The 16,512-nt window shown below is 70.8% G+C and carries 15 protein-coding genes and 1 pseudogene; 3 read left to right on the top strand and 13 right to left on the bottom strand.

Features of this window, described 5'->3' with window-relative positions; all coding sequences use genetic code 11:
- Window positions 1-549 precede the first annotated feature (549 nt).
- Together JIX56_RS03075 and JIX56_RS03070 are read right to left on the bottom strand one after the other, a co-directional pair.
- Window positions 550-957, bottom strand: coding sequence for a RidA family protein (locus tag JIX56_RS03075; protein ID WP_257537209.1), 408 nt, complete (start codon window positions 955-957; stop codon window positions 550-552).
- A gap of 296 nt (window positions 958-1,253) precedes the next feature.
- Window positions 1,254-1,334: pseudogene (locus JIX56_RS03070) on the bottom strand (GntR family transcriptional regulator); the annotation flags it as partial.
- A gap of 130 nt (window positions 1,335-1,464) precedes the next feature.
- Between JIX56_RS03070 and JIX56_RS03065 the strand changes: the two are divergent.
- The gene (locus tag JIX56_RS03065; protein ID WP_257537208.1) at window positions 1,465-3,681 is read left to right on the top strand and encodes an alpha-L-fucosidase; all 2,217 of its coding nucleotides are present in this window, start codon (window positions 1,465-1,467) and stop codon (window positions 3,679-3,681) included.
- Between the two features lie 6 nt (window positions 3,682-3,687).
- Here the strand turns inward: JIX56_RS03065 and JIX56_RS03060 are convergent, their stop codons facing one another.
- Genes JIX56_RS03060 through JIX56_RS03050 form a run of 3 tightly spaced genes read right to left on the bottom strand, consistent with a single transcriptional unit; the run spans window position 3,688 to window position 6,663 of the window.
- Window positions 3,688-4,728, bottom strand: a complete 1,041-nt coding sequence (locus JIX56_RS03060) for an L-idonate 5-dehydrogenase (RefSeq protein WP_257537207.1) — start codon at window positions 4,726-4,728, stop codon at window positions 3,688-3,690.
- A gap of 26 nt (window positions 4,729-4,754) precedes the next feature.
- Window positions 4,755-5,525, bottom strand: coding sequence for an SDR family oxidoreductase (locus JIX56_RS03055; protein ID WP_257537206.1), 771 nt, complete (start codon window positions 5,523-5,525; stop codon window positions 4,755-4,757).
- A 13-nt stretch (window positions 5,526-5,538) separates the two neighbouring features.
- Window positions 5,539-6,663, bottom strand: coding sequence for a 2-hydroxyacid dehydrogenase (locus tag JIX56_RS03050; protein WP_257537205.1), 1,125 nt, complete (start codon window positions 6,661-6,663; stop codon window positions 5,539-5,541).
- Between the two features lie 199 nt (window positions 6,664-6,862).
- On the opposite strand from JIX56_RS03050, the gene JIX56_RS03045 reads away from it, so the two are divergent.
- A complete protein-coding gene (locus tag JIX56_RS03045) occupies window positions 6,863-7,630 on the top strand; it encodes an IclR family transcriptional regulator (RefSeq protein WP_257537204.1) in 768 nt (255 codons plus the stop codon).
- A 30-nt stretch (window positions 7,631-7,660) separates the two neighbouring features.
- Here JIX56_RS03045 and JIX56_RS03040 read toward each other — a convergent pair whose 3' ends face one another.
- From JIX56_RS03040 to JIX56_RS03025, 4 genes are all read right to left on the bottom strand, one after another.
- Window positions 7,661-8,347 (bottom strand): DUF5134 domain-containing protein, encoded by a 687-nt coding sequence (locus JIX56_RS03040; protein WP_257537203.1) that lies wholly within the window; start codon window positions 8,345-8,347, stop codon window positions 7,661-7,663.
- A 250-nt stretch (window positions 8,348-8,597) separates the two neighbouring features.
- Window positions 8,598-10,814 (bottom strand): catalase/peroxidase HPI, encoded by a 2,217-nt coding sequence (gene katG, locus JIX56_RS03035; RefSeq protein WP_257537202.1) that lies wholly within the window; start codon window positions 10,812-10,814, stop codon window positions 8,598-8,600.
- 24 nt (window positions 10,815-10,838) lie between these two features.
- Entirely contained in the window at window positions 10,839-11,282 is a 444-nt protein-coding gene (locus JIX56_RS03030; protein WP_257537201.1) for a Fur family transcriptional regulator, read from the bottom strand.
- A 192-nt stretch (window positions 11,283-11,474) separates the two neighbouring features.
- Entirely contained in the window at window positions 11,475-11,612 is a 138-nt protein-coding gene (locus JIX56_RS03025) for a hypothetical protein (RefSeq protein ID WP_257537200.1), read from the bottom strand.
- 264 nt (window positions 11,613-11,876) lie between these two features.
- Between JIX56_RS03025 and JIX56_RS03020 the strand changes: the two genes are divergently transcribed.
- Complete coding sequence (locus JIX56_RS03020; protein WP_257537199.1) at window positions 11,877-12,587, top strand: UdgX family uracil-DNA binding protein; 711 nt, start codon at window positions 11,877-11,879, stop codon at window positions 12,585-12,587.
- 26 nt (window positions 12,588-12,613) lie between these two features.
- Here JIX56_RS03020 and JIX56_RS03015 read toward each other — a convergent pair whose 3' ends face one another.
- The 4 genes from JIX56_RS03015 to JIX56_RS03000 all read right to left on the bottom strand — a co-directional run bounded on the left by JIX56_RS03015 (window position 12,614) and on the right by JIX56_RS03000 (window position 16,403).
- Complete coding sequence (locus tag JIX56_RS03015; RefSeq protein ID WP_257537198.1) at window positions 12,614-13,405, bottom strand: SAM-dependent methyltransferase; 792 nt, start codon at window positions 13,403-13,405, stop codon at window positions 12,614-12,616.
- A gap of 117 nt (window positions 13,406-13,522) precedes the next feature.
- A complete protein-coding gene (locus JIX56_RS03010) occupies window positions 13,523-14,176 on the bottom strand; it encodes a LutC/YkgG family protein (protein ID WP_257537197.1) in 654 nt (217 codons plus the stop codon).
- Window positions 14,173-15,651 carry a LutB/LldF family L-lactate oxidation iron-sulfur protein gene (locus tag JIX56_RS03005; protein WP_257537196.1) on the bottom strand — a complete coding sequence of 493 codons (1,479 nt, stop codon included), beginning with the start codon at window positions 15,649-15,651 and terminating at the stop codon, window positions 14,173-14,175. The genes JIX56_RS03010 and JIX56_RS03005 overlap by 4 nt, the downstream gene beginning before the upstream one ends.
- Window positions 15,648-16,403, bottom strand: a complete 756-nt coding sequence (locus tag JIX56_RS03000) for a (Fe-S)-binding protein (protein WP_257537195.1) — start codon at window positions 16,401-16,403, stop codon at window positions 15,648-15,650. The genes JIX56_RS03005 and JIX56_RS03000 overlap by 4 nt, the downstream gene beginning before the upstream one ends.
- Window positions 16,404-16,512: the final 109 nt, after the last annotated feature.

Raw genomic sequence — 16,512 nt, 5'->3', positions numbered from 1 at the left:
AGGACCCGACCCCGCGCCCACCGGTCGGCGGGTGCGCGGCCCTTGTCACGCGGTGTCCGTCAGACGGCTGCCGAGGCGGCGTGCGGGTTCTCGGCGGCCAGGACGAGTCCTTCGGCCGGGGAGTAGCCCTGAAGGCTCGTGTGCTCCATGGGTGGTCAGGCGGCGGGCGGGAGCATGACGGCGGCGCCACCGGCCTGGGAGGACTCGACGACGGCCTTGATGATCTCCATGGTCCGCAGCGCGACTCGGCGGAACGCTCCGACTCCGCCATCCCGCGGGCGTCTTCGAGTGATCCGGCGAGCGGCTTCTCGCACAGCACGTGCTTGCCCGCCGCGACCAGCGCCTGAGCGATCGGCCGGTGCAGGGCGTCGCCCTGCGCCGCCACGGCCTGGATGAACACATCGGCGGCCGCGTCTCGTCCTGCGGGGGACGACGGCGAAGCCCGTCTGACCGGCGCGTGGTGCCGCGTCGCGCCGGGCGCGCGCCGGTGCTCGGGCTTCTAGTGGGACGGCTGTGGCCTGTTCGCCCTGCTCATCGGCCTGGCCGCCGTCAGTCGACGACCGCCGTGGCCTCGATCTCGACCAGGTGCTCGGGGATGTCCAGGGCGGCGACGCCCAGGAGCGTGGCCGGAGGAGTCGGGGCCACTCCCAGCTTGGCGGCTGCCCGGGAGATCCCCTCCATGAGCGCGGGCATCTTGTCGGGCGTCCAGTCGACGACGTGGATGTTCAGCTTCGCCACGTCGTCGAAGGAGGCGCCGGCCTCGGCCAGAGCGGTACCGATGTTGAGGTAGCACTGCTCGACCTGGGCGGCCAGGTCGCCCTCGCCGACCGTGACTTCGGCGGCGTCCCAGGAGACCTGGCCGGCGATGAAGACCAGCTTCGAACCGGACGCGATCGACACCTGCCGGTACGCGTCGATCTTCGGCAGTCCGCCGGGGTTGACGAAGGTGATGGCCATTGCTGTACGCCTCCTTGCCGCGCGAGCCGGGCGGCCCGCGTGCTCTCTTGTGGTTACTCGGGAACCGTAGGAGAGTGCGCCCCGACATGGAAGAACGCACTTTTCAGTGACTGGGGAACCTGATGGTGACCTAGCAGTTCAGCGGCTTGCCCGAGGACGCGGACCTGCCGAGACCGGGGGCCTGAGGGTGAGACGACCCGTCAGTCGGCGGTCTTCCAGCCCGGGATCCTCGGCAGGACCTTTTCGGCGATGCGGAAGCCGGTGATCGTCGGGAGGGGAAACGGGATTCTGGCGTTCTCCGGAGGCGGCTTCGGACCAGGGATCAACGCGCCCGAGCGGATCAGCTCGCGGAGCTGATCGATGGCCTTGACCGTCAGACATGTGATGTCTCCCCCTGAGCAACCAGCTTTCTTCCGGAGCAAACCGCTCACATCCCGGTCCCGGCAGGCACATTCATCCCTGCACGACCGTTGACAGTGGTACGTCACATGCCTGACGTTCGTGCGTATGTCGCAATCGATCAGCAGGCGCAGGTTACTGGTCGGCGCCACGGCCGTCGTCGCGGCCGCAGCGGCCACCGACGTGTTCGTGGCCGGGCGCGCCCTGGCCGCCCCGAGGACCTACACACCCACCTGGGACTCCGTGAACCAACACCCCGCCGCCCCCGAGTGGTTCCGGGACGCCAAGTTCGGCATCTACTTCCACTGGGGCGTGTTCAGCGTCCCCGCGTACGACAACGAGTGGTATCCGCGCCACATGTACGACTCCGGCCACAAGGCGAACAGGCACCACATCGCCACGTACGGCGATCCGTCCGTGTGGCCGTACCACAACTTCGTCGACGGAGCGGACGACCTGGCGGGGAACCACAAGGAGTTCGCGCCGAAGCTCAAGTCGGCCGGCGGGAACTTCGACCCCGACGAGTGGGTGCAACTGTTCGTCGACGCGGGCGCCCGGTTCGCCGGGCCGGTCGCCGAGCACCACGACGGCTACTCGATGTGGGACAGCCAGGTCAACGAGTGGAACTCCGTGGCCAAGGGCCCACGGCTCGACCTGCTGGAGCTGTTCGCCGACGCCATCCGCGCCAAGAACCTGAAGCTGCTGGTGGCGATGCACCACGCGTACAACTTCACCGGCTTCTTCGAGCACGCCCCGGCGCAGACCGAGCCCAGCCTGAAGAAGTTCTACGGGCAGTTGAGCCACGCCGAGGAGAACCAGCTCTGGTTCGACAAGCTCAAGGAGGTCGTCGACCGGGCGCAGCCGGACATCCTGTGGCAGGACTTCAATCTGCCGGAGGTCGACGAGGCGCAGCGGCTGAACTTCCTGTCGTACTACTTCAACCAGGCCGACACGTGGGGCAAGGAGGTCGTCTCCACCTACAAGGACGGCTTCAACAGCCACGGTTCGGTCTTCGACTACGAGCGCGGCGGCCCCGCCGACCTCACCGCGCCCTACTGGCTGACCGACGACAGCATCTCCAACACCAGCTGGTGCTACACCGAGGGCATCGGCTACTACTCGCTCGCGCAGATGCTGCACTCGTTCGTCGACCGGGTCAGCAAGAACGGCAACATGCTGCTCAACATCGCGCCCCAGGCCGACGGCACCATCCCGCAGGGCCAGCGCGACATCCTGCTCGGCATCGGCGACTATCTGAAGCGCTTCGGTGAGTCGGTCTACGACACCCGGGCCTGGACCGCGTACGGCGAGGGCCCGACCAAGATGGGCGGCGGCTCCTTCACCCGGCCCACCGCCGGCACCGCGCAGGACATCCGGTTCACCCGCGACAAGGCGAGCACGGTCCTCTACGCGACGGTCCTGGGCTGGCCGGGCAGTTCGCTGACCGTCAAGACGCTCAACTCCGACCGGATCGACCTGGGCTCGCTGTCCTCGGTGAAACTCCTCGACACCACGGCCGGCACCTACATCGACCTCGCCACCCCGACGCAGGACGCGACCGGCCTGAAGGTGACCCTTCCGTCGGCGGCCCCCTTCGAGGCCCCCGCGTACGTCCTCAAGTTCCGCTTCTCCGGCCGGATCCCCACTCTCCAGCCCCTCACCGGCGCCCTGGTCTTCAAGGACGCCCGCTACTCGGGCGACAGCGCCGTACTCGCCCTCGGCGACCACACGGCCGAACAGCTCACCCTCTCCGGCATGCCGCCGCGCACCCTCTCCTCACTGAAGCTCGCCCCGGGCTACGAGATGGTCGGCCACTCCGGCGACGACTTCACCGGCACCGCTTGGACCTTCACCGCCGACAACCCCCGGATCCGGAACGGGATCACCTCGCTGAAGGTCATGTTCGCCCCCTCCGCCCGGTTCCGGATCACCAACGTCACCAACGGCCTGGCCCTGGACAGCGGAGGCGACGTCGCCGGCGGCTCCGACCTCAAGCAGTGGACCTGGGACGGCTCCACCAACCTCCAGTGGCACGCCGTCCACCTCGGCGACGGCCACTACAGGCTGGAGAACCGGGGCAACGGCATGGTCGCCGACGGGTGGGGTGCCACCAGCGGCGGCGCCACCGTCAAGCAGGCCGAGTGGAACGGCGGCACGAACCAGCAGTGGCTGATCACCCACCGCGGCGACGGCCGTTACTCCCTCGCCAACCGCACCACGGGACTCGTCCTCGACGGCGGCGGCAATGTCTCCTCCGGCTCGGTCGCCAAGCAGTGGGCCTGGGGCAACAGCACCAACCTGCTGTGGACCTTCACCGAGGTCTGACGCCCATCACGCCTCCCCGGACAGCTCCAGCAGCACCTTGGAGGCGACGGTGCGGTCCTGAGCCGTGTCGAACGCGGCGACGGACCGCTCCAGCGGGAAGGTGTGGGTGACGACCGGCTCGACGGGGAGGCCCTGGGCCAGCAGGGCCAGGGCCTCGTCGAACTCCGTGTCGAAGCGGAAGGCCCCGCGCAGTTCGAGCTCGCGGGTGACCGCGACATTGCCCAGCAGCCCGATCTCCCCGGGCGGCAGCAGCCCGAGCATGACGACGGTGCCACCGCGCCGCACCCGCTCCACACAGCTCCGCAGCCCGGCCGGTGCCCCGGACGCCTCCACGGCGATGTCGAAGGCCCCGGCCCAGGCGGGATCGTCGGCCCGGTCCGCCCGTACGGTGGCGGTGGCGCCCATCTCGCCGGCGATGCGCAGCGGTTCGTCGTGGAGGTCGCTGACGACGATCTCGGCGGCGCCGGCGTGCCGCAGCGCCGCCACGACGAGACAGCCGATGGGCCCGGCCCCGGCGACCAGCACGCGCCCGCCGCTCACCTGGCCCGCCCGGCGCACGGCGTGCAGCGCCACCGACAGCGGCTCGGCGAGCACGGCCCGGCGCAGGCTCAGCCCGGGCGGCAGCGCCCGGATCTGGTCCGCGGGCACGGTGATCAGCTGCGCGAAGCCGCCCTGGACGTGCGGGGTGTGCGCCGCGCTGCCCAGATAGCGGGTGTGGGCGCAGATGTTGCGCCTGCCGCGGGCGCACTCGGGGCACACCCCGCAGGGCGTGGCGGGATGGATCGCGACGGCCACGCCCACCGCCGGAGCGGCCGGCCCCTCGACCCCGGGCCCGAGCGCGGCGACATGGCCGACCACCTCATGGCCCAGCACCATGGGCTCGCTCACCGCGAAGTCGCCCACCCGGCCCCGGTGGTAGTAGTGCAGGTCACTGCCGCAGATCCCGCCGAGCGCGACGGCGACCGCGATCTCACCGGGCGCGGGACCGGTGTACGGCCGCTCCTCGACCCGGAGATCGCCGGCTCCGTGGACAACACACGCGCGCATGAGGGCTCCTTGAGGGGTCGGCCGGGTCACAGGACGGACAGCATGCCGCCGTCGACGTACAACAGTTGCCCGTTGACGAAGTCGGAGGCGGGGGAGGAGAGGAACAGCAGCGCACCGACGAGATCCTCGACCTTGCCCCAGCGGCCGGCCGGGGTCCGCCCCCGCACCCAGGCGCTGAAATCCTCGTCCGCGACCAGCGCGGAGGTCAGCTCGGTGTCGAAGTAGCCGGGGCCGATGCCGTTGACCTGGATGCCGTGCGGGCCGAGGTCGGCGCACATGCCCTTGGTGAGCATCTTCAGGCCGCCCTTGGTCGCCGAGTAGGGCGCGATACCCGGGCGTACCGCCTCGCTCTGCAGCGAACAGATGTTGATGATCTTGCCGTGGCCCCGGGGGACCATACGGCGGGCGACCTCGCGGCCCACGAGGAAGGCGCTGGTGAGGTTGGTGTCGAGCAGGGCGTGCCAGTCCTCGTCGGTGAAGTCGAGGAAAGGAGCGCGGCGTTGGGCGCCGGTGTTGTTGACCAGGATGTCGATCGGTCCGGCCCGGTCCTCGATCCGGGTGACGGCGGCGGCGACCGCGGCGGAGTCGGTGACGTCGAACGCCTCTGCGAGGACCGCCTCGCCGAAGGTCTCGGCCAGCTCCTCGCGGGTGGTCTCCAGGGCGACGGTGTCCCGGCCGTTGAGCACGACCGTGCAGCCGGCTTCGAGCAGGCCGAGGGCCAGGGCCCGGCCGATACCGCGGCTCGACCCGGTGACCAGGGCGACCTTGCCGGTGACGTCGAAGAGGGGGTGGGCCATGCGTGTCGTCCTCTCAGGCCTGGCTCGATGTGCCGGGCTGGGGCGGGTCGGCGGGTGTCGGTGTGCCGGGCTGGGCCCCGTCGTCAGGTGTCGGTGTGCCGGGGCGGGCCGTACGGCTGGATGTCGGTGTGCAGGGCTGGGCCGCGCCGTCGGATGCCGGTGTGCCGGGCCGTGCCGCGCTGTCCGGCAGTGGTGTTCTCGCCGGGCTGCCCGTGAGGACGTCGAGGATGTTGTCGACCGCGAGGTCCACCATGGCGGCACGGGTGGCCTCGGTGGCCGAGCCGATGTGGGGGAGGGCCACCACGTTGGGCTCACCGACCAGGGGCGACAACTCGGCGCCCATCGGCTCGCGTGCGAAGACGTCCAGGCCGGCGGAGTGGATGGTCCCGTCCCGCACCGCCTTGAGCAGCGCGTCCTCGTCGACGACTCCGCCCCGTGAGGTGTTGACCAGGGTGGCGGTCGGCTTCATCGCCGCCAGCTCGGCGGCGCCGATGAGGTGGCGGGTCCGCCCGGTCAGGGGGATGTTCAGCGAGACCACGTCGGACTCGGCGAGGAGGGTGGGCAGGTCCACCGGCGTGGAGAGCGCGTCGTCGCGTGCGGACCGGCTGTGGTGCAGCACCCGCATACCGAAGCCGTGGGCCCGCCGGGCCACCGCGCGCCCGATCTGGCCGTAGCCGACGATGCCGAGCGTGGCGCCGTACACGTCCAGGCCCAGGTAGTCGCCCATGCGGGGCACGTCCCACTGTCCGGCCTCGAGCGAGTCACCGGCGGCGCCGATCAGCCTGCGGGCCATCAGGACGAGCGCGAAGGTCAGATCGGCGGTGGTCTCGGCGAGGACGCTGGGCGTGTGCGTGACCACGACACCGCGCTCGGCCGCCGCGTCCCGGTCCACGCCGTCGAACCCCATGCTCGCCAGCGCGACGACCTTCAGCGAGGGCCCGGCGGCGTCCAACAGGGCGGCATCCACCCGGTCGTTGCCGAGGCAGAGGATGCCGGCGACGCCGGGGGCGAGGGCCCGCAGCTCGGCCGGTTCGGGCTTGCCGAGCCCGTCCCGGCGCACCAGCTCCGCCCGGCCTGCCAGCCGGTCCAGGCCTCCACCGGGGAGGACGGGCCGGCTGGTGAGCACTCGCTGCGTCATACACGGCTCCTGATTTTCCCGCTGAGTGGAAAGATTATCTACCCAATGGAAAACATCGTCGGCGCGACGCACGGGCGATGTCAACCACCGCGTGGCGCCGGGCACCACTGAGCGGTATCAACGAGTGGCACCACGGAGCGGTCTCAACGAGTGGCACCGCTGAGTGGGAGGTCTTTCCGCCCAGTGGTAATTTGCCGCTGTGAGCGGCAGCGAGGTACCGGCAGACGTGGTCGGACGGGCGATCCGGCTGCTCGTCCTGGTCGGCGAGCACCCGCACGGCATCACGCTGTCCGAACTGGCCCGCGCCAGCGGCGTCGCCGTCAGTACGGTCCACCGGCTGGTCAACTCCCTCTGCCGCGAGGGCCTCGTCGAGTTCGAGGCCGACGGCAAGCGTTACAAGCCGGGCCTCAGGCTCTTCCGGCTCGGCCAGCAGGCGGGCCAGGTCTACGGATTCGCCGGCACCGCCCTCCCCGTGATGCAGCGCGTGACGCGGCAGACCGAGGAAGCCACCCTGATGTCCGTCCTCGACGGCACCCGGCACCTGTATGTGCACTACGTGGACGGCCCCCTGCCGGTCGGCGTCCGCAGCGACCCGGGCCGCCACGGCCCGCTGCACTGCACCTCGATGGGCAAGGTCCTCATGGCCTTCGCCCCCGACGACGTACGCGCCGACCTCCTGGACCGCGTCGACCTCACCCCGCACGGCCCGAACAGCATCACCGACCGCGACGTCCTGCGCGCGCACGTCGCCCGCGCCGCCGAACTCGGCTACGCCACCGCCGACGAGGAGCACCACCCCGGCCTGCGTGCCGTGGCGGTCCCGATCCTGCGGCCCGACGGCACCGTCTTCGCCGCCCTCTCCACCGCCGCGCCCGCCTTCCGCCGCAGCATGGACGACCTCGTCGCCATGGTCCCGTTGCTCCGGACGGCGGCCGCCGAACTGGGCGTCCGGCTGCCCGCCCGCTGACTCCGCTGACTCCGCTGACTTCGCGGATGACTACACGACCATCATCAGCAGCATCGCCGACATGGTGCCGCCCATCCCCACATGGGCCACCAGGGCTGCCTCCGGTGCGGTGCCGCTCTTGCGGTGCCGACCGCTCTCGCGACCGCTGAGGGGCGCGTTCCGGTCGGTGCCGCGTACGCGGGCCCACACCGACGCCGCGATCGACCACAGGAAGTAGACGGCGAGCGCGGCCACCGCGATGCGCAAGCTGGTGGACGATGCCGCCGTCTCGGTGCCGGCGGAGGCGTGGGCCTCCATGGCCGGTGTTCCGGCCGTCGAGGAGCCGTGACCGTGGCCATGGCTGTGGCCCAGGGCGAGCACCGGGCCCGCCGACGTGGTCGTCATCGCCAACGTCATGATCACCATGCCGGCGCTGCCGACGACGAGGTGCACCCAGGGCAGGCCGTGCCGCCGGCCGCGCGCACGCGCGTGCACGCAGGCCAGGACGGCGCCGCCGAGCCCGAGCAGGGCGAACACCACCGCCCACACCATGCCGTGTCCGCCGTACCAGGCCGCCGTCGCGGGCAGTGCCATCGCGGCCATGCACAGCCCCATCAGCAGATCACCGCCCGCCGCGAACCGGGCCGCCCCACCCGTGGTCAGCACGCGCACCGCGCTGACGGCGGCGACCAGAGCGGCGACCGCCGCGATCGCCCAGCTCAGAGCCAGAGTTCCCATCTCCACCCTTCCTCGTACGTCGAGTCGAGGGGTACGTCGAGACCGTTGACTGTCCGGCCCTTAAGTACGCGGCGGGATGGGGGAGTGCTCAGAAGCGCGGGCTCCGATGTCGTCGGCGATCGGGGTCAGGGTCGCGGCACGGATCGCTGAGGCCGCACGCACTCGGCGTCGGATAACGGAGGTCGCGGCGCATGAAAAAACGTCCGGGCCGGCCCGTGAAGGGCCGACCCGGACGCCGTGATCGGGACGATCAGACCAGGTCGAAGCGGTCCAGGTCGGAGACCTTGGCCCAGGCCGCGACGAAGTCGTTCACGAACTTCTCCTTCGCGTCGTCGCTCGCGTAGACCTCGGCGAGGGCACGGAGCTCGGAGTTGGAGCCGAAGACGAGGTCGGCACGGGTGCCGGTCCACTTGACCTCGCCGGTGGCCGCGTCACGGCCCTCGAAGAGGGTCTGGTCCGCGGACGTGGACTTCCAGGTCGTGCCCAGGTCGAGCAGGTTGACGAAGAAGTCGTTGGTGAGCTTGCCCGGGGTGTCGGTGAAGACGCCGTGCGAGGACTGGGCGTGGTTGGCGCCCAGCACACGCAGACCACCGACGAGGGCCGTCATCTCGGGGGCGCTGAGCGAGAGCAGGTTCGCCTTGTCGAGCAACAGGTACTCGGCGGGGAGGCGGTTGCCCTTGCCCTGGTAGTTGCGGAACCCGTCGGCCGAAGGCTCCAGCGCGGCGAAGGACTCCACGTCCGTGTGCTCCTCGGTCGCGTCCACGCGGCCCGGGGTGAACGGCACCTCGACGTCGTAGCCGGCGTCCTTGGCGGCCTTCTCGACCGCGGCGGCACCGCCGAGGACGATCAGGTCGGCCAGGGAGACCTTCTTGGCGCCGGAGTTGAACTCCGACTGGACGCCCTCCAGGACGCTCAGGACCTGCCGCAGCTCGTCCGGGTTGTTGACCTCCCAGCCGCGCTGCGGCTCCAGACGGATACGGGCACCGTTGGCGCCGCCCCGCTTGTCGCTCTCGCGGAAGGTGGAGGCCGACGCCCACGCGGTGGACACCAGCTGCGAGACGGTCAGACCCGAGGCGAGCAGCTTGGCCTTGAGCGCCGCGATGTCGGCGGCGTCGATGACCTCGCCCTCGGCCTGAGGCAGCGGGTCCTGCCACAGCAGGGTCTCCGCCGGGACCTCCGGGCCGAGGTACAGCGACTTCGGGCCCATGTCACGGTGGGTCAGCTTGAACCAGGCGCGGGCGAAGGCGTCCGCGAACTGGTCGGGGTGCTCGTAGAAGCGACGCGAGATCTCCGCGTAGATCGGGTCGAAGCGGAGCGACAGGTCGGTGGTGAGCATCGTCGGGAGGTGCTTCTTCGACGGGTCGTGTGCGTCGGGGATGATCGCCTCGGCGTCCTTGGCGACCCACTGGTTCGCACCGGCCGGGCTCTGGGTGAGCTCGTACTCGTACTCGAAGAGGTTCTTGAAGAACCCGTTGCTCCACTGGGTCGGCGTGGCGGTCCAGGTGACCTCCAGGCCGGAGGTGATGGTGTCGCCGCCCTTGCCGGTGCCGTAGGTGGACTTCCAGCCGAGACCCTGCTCCTCCAGCGAGGCGGCCTCGGGGTCGTTGCCCACGTTGTCCGCGGGGCCGGCGCCGTGCGTCTTGCCGAAGGTGTGACCACCGGCGATGAGGGCGACGGTCTCCTCGTCGTTCATCGCCATGCGGCGGAACGTCTCACGGATGTCGCGGGCCGCGGCGATCGGGTCCGGGTTGCCGTTCGGGCCCTCCGGGTTGACGTAGATCAGACCCATCTGGACGGCGCCGAGCGGGCTCTCCAGCTCGCGGTCGCCGGTGTAGCGCTGGTCGTCGAGCCAGGTGGTCTCGGGACCCCAGTAGACGTCCTCCTCGGCCTCCCAGACGTCGGCGCGGCCGCCGCCGAAGCCGAAGGTCTCGAAGCCCATCTGCTCCAGGGCGACGTTACCCGTGAGGATCATGAGGTCGGCCCAGGAGATGGACTGGCCGTACTTCTTCTTCACCGGCCACAGCAGACGGCGGGCCTTGTCCAGGTTGGCGTTGTCCGGCCAGCTGTTCAGCGGCGCGAAGCGCTGCTGACCGGCACCGGCGCCACCGCGGCCGTCGCTGATGCGGTACGTACCGGCGCTGTGCCAGGCCATACGGATCATCAGCGGGCCGTAGTTGCCGAAGTCGGCCGGCCACCAGTCCTGCGAGGTGGTCAGCACCTCGGCGATGTCCTGTTTCACGGCCGCGAGGTCGAGGTTCTTGAACGCCTCGGCGTAGTCGAACTCCTCACCGAGGGGGTTCGCCACGGCGGGGTTCTTGGCGAGGATCTTCAGGTTGAGCCGCTCCGGCCACCACTGACGGTTTCCGCCGCCCTGGGTCGGGTGCGCGGCGCGCCCGTGAGCGACCGGGCAGCCTCCCGTCTCCTCGGGCTTCGCGTCCGTGACGATCGCGTCGTGGTTCTCAGTCATGGGAGTCCTTCCGGAACTGGTGGATCACGGTGCTGAACTGCTGGCTTCGGAACATGGGGGGCACAGGCCCCAGTAGATGACCTCGGCCTCGTCGATCGCGAAGCCGTGGTCGTCGGACGCGGTCAGGCAGGGGGCGTGCCCGACCGCGCAGTCGACGTCGACCACGGCACCGCACGAGCGGCACACGAGGTGGTGGTGGTTGTCCCCGACACGACCCTCGTACAGGGCAGGGCTGCCGGGTGGTTCGAGGCGGCGTACGAGGCCGGCGCCGGCGAGCGCGTTCAGGGCCTCGTACACGGCTTGGAGGGAGATGTGGCCCACACGATCGCGCACCCCTGCGGCGATCGCTTCGACGCCGAGGTGGTCGCCGTCCCGGACGGTTTCCAGCAGCGCGACGCGCGCGGCCGTCACCCGCAGGCCGGCACCGCGCAGCTCCTCGGCGGTGTTCGGAGGCTGGGATGCGGTCATGGCGACCAACCTACCCTCATAAACACGAAGAGTTCAAGAAAACGAACGACCCAAGTTTGATGGGACGCGGCGGACGCCGCCCGTGACCGCTCCGGCAGCGCCCGTACGGCCTCCCACCTGGGACGACCGGCCGCGCGGCCGCCGGGTCCCGCACCTTCCTCGGCGGCGGTTCCGTCGGACGAGGTGATCAGATCAGCCCAAGGTGAGCAGCAGTATCGCGAGCGCCGCACCCACGAGCCCGACCGTCTGCCGGATGTTCACCCGCTCGTGCGGCAGGGTCAGGCCGAGGGCCGTGGGCACCGCCGGGTGCGTCGAGGCCGGCACGGCCACGACGGACAGCAACTGCCGCTGGGCCGCCCGAGAAGAGGGGGCATTCGTCCGTGGATGCCCGGTACGCGAGAAGTCATGATGGATCCGGGACGGAGCGGGTACCCGGGAGCCAGTTCCGAGCCGGCTCCCGGTGAAGAGCTCCGGGCAGGCTCCCGGTGAAGGAGGTGGCAGCGGATGGGCACCACGAAGCACGCACGCGCTACCAGGCACCCGGCCCCCACCGAGCACACGAGCTCCCCCCGACGTGCGAGCGGAACGAAGCCCGTGAGTCCCACGAAGACCCCCTCCCAGGACCCGCGGGCCTACGACGCCGAGCCGTATCTGCCGAGCCGCGGCGGTCTCTCCGCCCATCGCCGTGCCGCGGCCGACTGCCGGGGGTGCCCCCTCCACGAGGGCGCCACCCAGACGGTGTTCGGCAAGGGGAACGAGTCCGCGCGGCTCCTCCTGGTCGGTGAACAGCCGGGGGACCAGGAGGACAGGCAGGGCGAGCCGTTCGTCGGTCCGGCCGGGCGGCTGCTGCGGCGGGCGCTGGACGAGGCCGGGATCGACATGGACGCGGCCTATGTGACCAACGCGGTCAAGCACTTCAAGTTCACCCTGCCCCCGGGCGGCGGCAAACGCCGTATCCACAAGGCCCCCGACCTGCATGAGGTCGCCGCCTGCCGCCCCTGGCTGCTCGCCGAGCTGCGCCTGGTGCGGCCGGAGGTCGTGGTGGCCCTCGGCGCGACCGCCGCCAAGGCACTGCTCGGCAGCTCCTTCCGGGTCACGAAGGACCGCGGGGCCCTGCTGCCCATGCCTCCCGGGGGATCGGACGGCGCCTCGGAAGCCGGCGAAGACCAGGCCGACCACCCCTACGTCGTCGCCACGCTCCATCCCTCGGCCGTGCTCCGCGCCGACGACCGGGAGGGCGCGTACGCGGGGCTCGTGTCGGACCTGAAGGTGGCCGCCGAAGCCTTGGCCAAGAGCGAGCCGTGATGTCTGCGGCTTCCTCTGGGCTCGCTCTACGGCTTGCGCGCCACCCCGCCGAAACAGTCGACCTCCCACGGCTCCTCGGAGCCCCGCCCGGTCCGCCACTGGGCCACGGACACGAGCCCGGGCTCCAGGAGCTCCAGCCCGTCGAAGAAGCGGGCGAGCTGCTCGGGGGACCGGTTGACGCGCGGGTTGTCGCTCGCCTCGTTCCACTGCTCGACCATGACCCGCATCGCCTTCGGCCGGTACACCTCCGTGCTGTCGCCCAGGATCAGATGGCTGCCGGAGGGCAGGGCGTCGAGGAGCCGGGTGACGACGTCGTACGCGCTCTCGTCGGGCACATGGGCGGTGATGCCGAGCAGGACGAGGGCGACCGGGCGGGTGAGGTCCAGGGTGCGGGCGGCGCGTTCGAGGATGGTGTCCGGGTCGCGCAGGTCGGCGTCGATGAACGCGGTGGCGCCCTCGGGGGTGCTGGTCAGCAGGGCCGTGGCCTGGGCGAGGACGGTCGGGTCGTGGTCGACGTAGACGACCCGCGCGTCCCTCGCGATGCGCTGGGCGACCTCGTGGGTGTTGTCCACCGTGGGCAGCCCGGCGCCGATGTCGAGGAACTGGCGTAAGCCGGCCTCCTCGGTGAGGTGCGCGACCGTTCGGCGCAGGAACGCCCGTTGGGCGCGGGCCACGTCGACGATCTGGGGGTTCACCCCGCGGATCTCCTCGCCGACCCGCCGGTCGATCTCGTAGCAGTCCTTGCCGCCGAGCCAGTAGTTCCAGATCCGGGCCGAGTGCGGAATGTCGCTGTTGATCACCGGTCGGTCAAGTGGCATGAAAACTCCCCGAGTTGACGCCTGAAGGTGCCACTCAACCTAACAAGGACGAGGCGACGGTTCCGCGACGACCCGGAGACCCCCGCCGACATCCGCGCGGCGAGCGCCGCCCCCGCCTCAGTCGCCGATCCCTGTCACCAGCACCACCTCCAGGGTGCGTGGACCGTGCACCCCCTCCACCCGGTCCAGCTCGATGTCACTGGTGGCGGACGGGCCGGAGATCCAGGTCAACGGGCGTGTCGGGTCGAGCCGTTCGAAAGCCTGCGGCACCGACGAGACGACCTGCTCCGGTACGCGTACGACGCAGATGTGATGGTCGGGCACGAGCGTGATCCGGCGGCGGCCCTGGTCGGGGGAGCCGTCCAAGACGATCGTGCCGGTCTCGGCGATGGCGAGGGCACAGGCGGTGACGACGCTGTCGACCTGGTCCAGCTCGTGCGGAGTGCTCTCCCCACGGTCCGGGACCCGCGTCACCTCGGTCGCCGCCAGCCACTCCTCCCTCAGCCCGGGCGGCGCGAGCACCGTCTTCGAGCCGTGCTCCCGCAACAGCCCGGCGACGACCCCGGCGAGCCCGTCGGCGTCCGTGCGGTGCACGAGAGCCCGGTAGTCCGCCAGGTTCTCGGCCAGCAGATCCACCGTCTCCGCGACACTCCGCTCGCCGTGCACCCGGAGGTAATCCCGCTGAACCGCCTGCTCGTACGGCGTGTCGTCCCGTCGTACGTCGGCGAGGGCGCGCCGCACCCGGCCCAGGATCAGATCCCTGCTGCTCACTTGCCCGTGTCCTTTCCGCCGTTCGTGCGCTGCCACCAGTCCCGGAACGGCTCGGCGGGCAGCGCGGGAAGATCGCGGCTGGCGCTCCACGCCTTGCCGGGGCCCGGCAGCGTACGGGGGTGGAAGCGGCGGGTGCGGGACGCGAGCCGCTGCCCGGTGCGCAGCGCGCCGGGGTGACTGAACGCCCAGCGTGCCGCGCGCATCGCCGCCCGTTCGGCGGCATGCCCCTTCGCGGGCTTGAGCACGACCTTGTTGCCCTGCTCGGTCACCGGCCCGCCCTGCGCGATGCGCTCCCGCAGATGCACCAGCACCTCCGGGATGTCGATGGCGACCGGGCACACCTCGTAGCAGGCGCCGCACAGCGACGAGGCGTACGGCAGCGAGGCGTCGATCTCGCTCGCCGTGCCCCGGAGCTGGGGGCTGAGGATGGCGCCGATCGGGCCCGGGTAGACCGAGCCGTACGCGTGGCCGCCCGCCCGCTCGTACACCGGGCAGACATTGAGACAGGCCGAGCAGCGGATGCAGCGCAGGGCCTGCCGGCCGACCTCGTCGGCGAGCGTGTCCGTGCGGCCGTTGTCGATGAGGACGAGATGGAAGGTGCTCGGTCCGTCCTCGTCCGTGGTGCCGGTCCAGGTCGAGGTGTACGGGTTCATCCGCTCGGCCGTCGAGGAGCGGGGGAGGGTCTGGAGGAAGACCTCCAGGTCCTGCCAGGTCGGCACGATCTTCTCGATGCCGACGACGGAGATCAGGGTCTCGGGGAGGGTGAGGCACATCCGGCCGTTGCCCTCGGACTCCACGACGACCAGCGTGCCGGTGTCGGCGACCATGAAGTTCGCGCCGGAGACACCGACCTTGGCGCGCAGGAACTTCTCCCGCAGATGCAGCCGCGCGGCCTCCGCCAGCTCGGCGGGCGTGTCGGTCAGGCCCTCGGGGGCGGGGCGGCCCCACTCGCTCATCTCGCGCGCGAAGATGTCACGGATCTCGCCCCGGTTGCGGTGGATCGCCGGGACGAGGATGTGCGACGGCCGGTCCTTGCCCAACTGCACGATGAGTTCGGCGAGATCGGTCTCGTAGGCGTGGATGCCCTCGGCCTCCAGCGCCTCGTTCAGCCCGATCTCCTGCGTCGCCATCGACTTGACCTTGACGACCTCGCTCTCACCGGTCGCCTTGACGAGATACGTCACGATCCGGTTCGCCTCGTCCGCGTCGGCGGCCCAGTGCACCGTGCCGCCGGCCGCCGTGACCGACTCCTCCAACTGCACGAGATACCGGTCGAGATGACGCAGGGTGTGGTCCTTGATCTGCTTGCCCGCCTCCCGCAGCGCGGCCCAGTCGGACATCTCCGCGACCGCGTTCGCGCGTTTGGCGCGGATGGTGTGCGTGGCGTGGCGCAGATTGCCGCGCAGGGTCGTGTTGTGCACGGCCTCGTGCGCGGCCTTGGGGAAGGCCGGCATACCGACGAACGTCCCGCTCATGCCGTCGGCTCCTCTTCCGTGCTCGCCAGGATCTCCGCGATGTGGACCGGCCGTACGGACGTACGCAGCCGGGTCATGGTGCCGCCGATGTGCATGAGACACGAGTTGTCGGCCGCGCACAGCACCTCGGCCCCCGTCGACTCGGCGTTGCGCACCTTGTCCGCGCCCATCGCCGCCGAGACATCGGAGTTCTTCATGGCGAACGTGCCACCGAAGCCACAGCACTCGTCGGCGCCGGGCAGTTCCACCAGCTCCAGCCCCTTCACGGCCTGGAGCAGCCGCCGCGGCCGCTCGCCCAGGCCCAGGCTGCGCAGCCCGTGGCAGGTCGGGTGGTACGTCACCTTGTGCGGGTAGTACGCGCCGACATCGGTCACGCCCAGCACGTCCACCAGGAACTCGGTCAGCTCGTATGTCTTCGGCACGACCGGCGCCAGCGTCCGCGCGAGGGTGTCTCCCCGCCCCTCCGCCCGCGCCCGCTCACCCATCCGTGGATACAGCTCCCGCACCATCGCCCCGCAGGAGCCGGACGGCGTGACGATCGCCTCGTAGTCCCGGAATACATCGGAGAACTGCCGGGCCAGCGGCTCGGCCTCATGCCGGTACCCGGTGTTGTAGTGCGCCTGCCCGCAGCAGGTCTGGCCCATCGGGAAGTCGACGTCGACGCCCAGCCTGGTCAGCAGTTTCACCACGGCGCGGCCGGTATCCGGATAGAGCGTGTCGTTGACACAGGTCAGGAACAGGGCGACACGCATCGCGGCTCCTTGGGGGTCGGTCATCGGATGAGTGCAGAGTACGACGCGAGTACGCGGAGGGCGAGAGTCCCCGCGCGCCGAGCGCCCACGGAAATGACCCGCGGGACGG

The sequence above is a fragment of the Streptomyces sp. CA-210063 genome, from assembly GCF_024612015.1.
Taxonomy (GTDB): domain Bacteria; phylum Actinomycetota; class Actinomycetes; order Streptomycetales; family Streptomycetaceae; genus Streptomyces.
This window is presented reverse-complemented; position numbering and strand designations above follow the sequence as displayed.

Coding starts and splice junctions, on each gene's coding strand:
- JIX56_RS03000 (WP_257537195.1), bottom strand. CDS start 16,403: ATGCGTGTCGCCCTGTTCCTGACCTGTGTCAACGACACGCTCTATCCG.
- JIX56_RS03005 (WP_257537196.1), bottom strand. CDS start 15,651: ATGAGCGGGACGTTCGTCGGTATGCCGGCCTTCCCCAAGGCCGCGCAC.
- JIX56_RS03050 (WP_257537205.1), bottom strand. CDS start 6,663: ATGACGCAGCGAGTGCTCACCAGCCGGCCCGTCCTCCCCGGTGGAGGC.
- JIX56_RS03015 (WP_257537198.1), bottom strand. CDS start 13,405: ATGCCACTTGACCGACCGGTGATCAACAGCGACATTCCGCACTCGGCC.
- JIX56_RS03060 (WP_257537207.1), bottom strand. CDS start 4,728: ATGCGCGCGTGTGTTGTCCACGGAGCCGGCGATCTCCGGGTCGAGGAG.
- JIX56_RS03075 (WP_257537209.1), bottom strand. CDS start 957: ATGGCCATCACCTTCGTCAACCCCGGCGGACTGCCGAAGATCGACGCG.
- JIX56_RS03055 (WP_257537206.1), bottom strand. CDS start 5,525: ATGGCCCACCCCCTCTTCGACGTCACCGGCAAGGTCGCCCTGGTCACC.
- JIX56_RS03065 (WP_257537208.1), top strand. CDS start 1,465: ATGTCGCAATCGATCAGCAGGCGCAGGTTACTGGTCGGCGCCACGGCC.
- JIX56_RS03040 (WP_257537203.1), bottom strand. CDS start 8,347: ATGGGAACTCTGGCTCTGAGCTGGGCGATCGCGGCGGTCGCCGCTCTG.
- JIX56_RS03030 (WP_257537201.1), bottom strand. CDS start 11,282: ATGACCGCATCCCAGCCTCCGAACACCGCCGAGGAGCTGCGCGGTGCC.
- katG (WP_257537202.1), bottom strand. CDS start 10,814: ATGACTGAGAACCACGACGCGATCGTCACGGACGCGAAGCCCGAGGAG.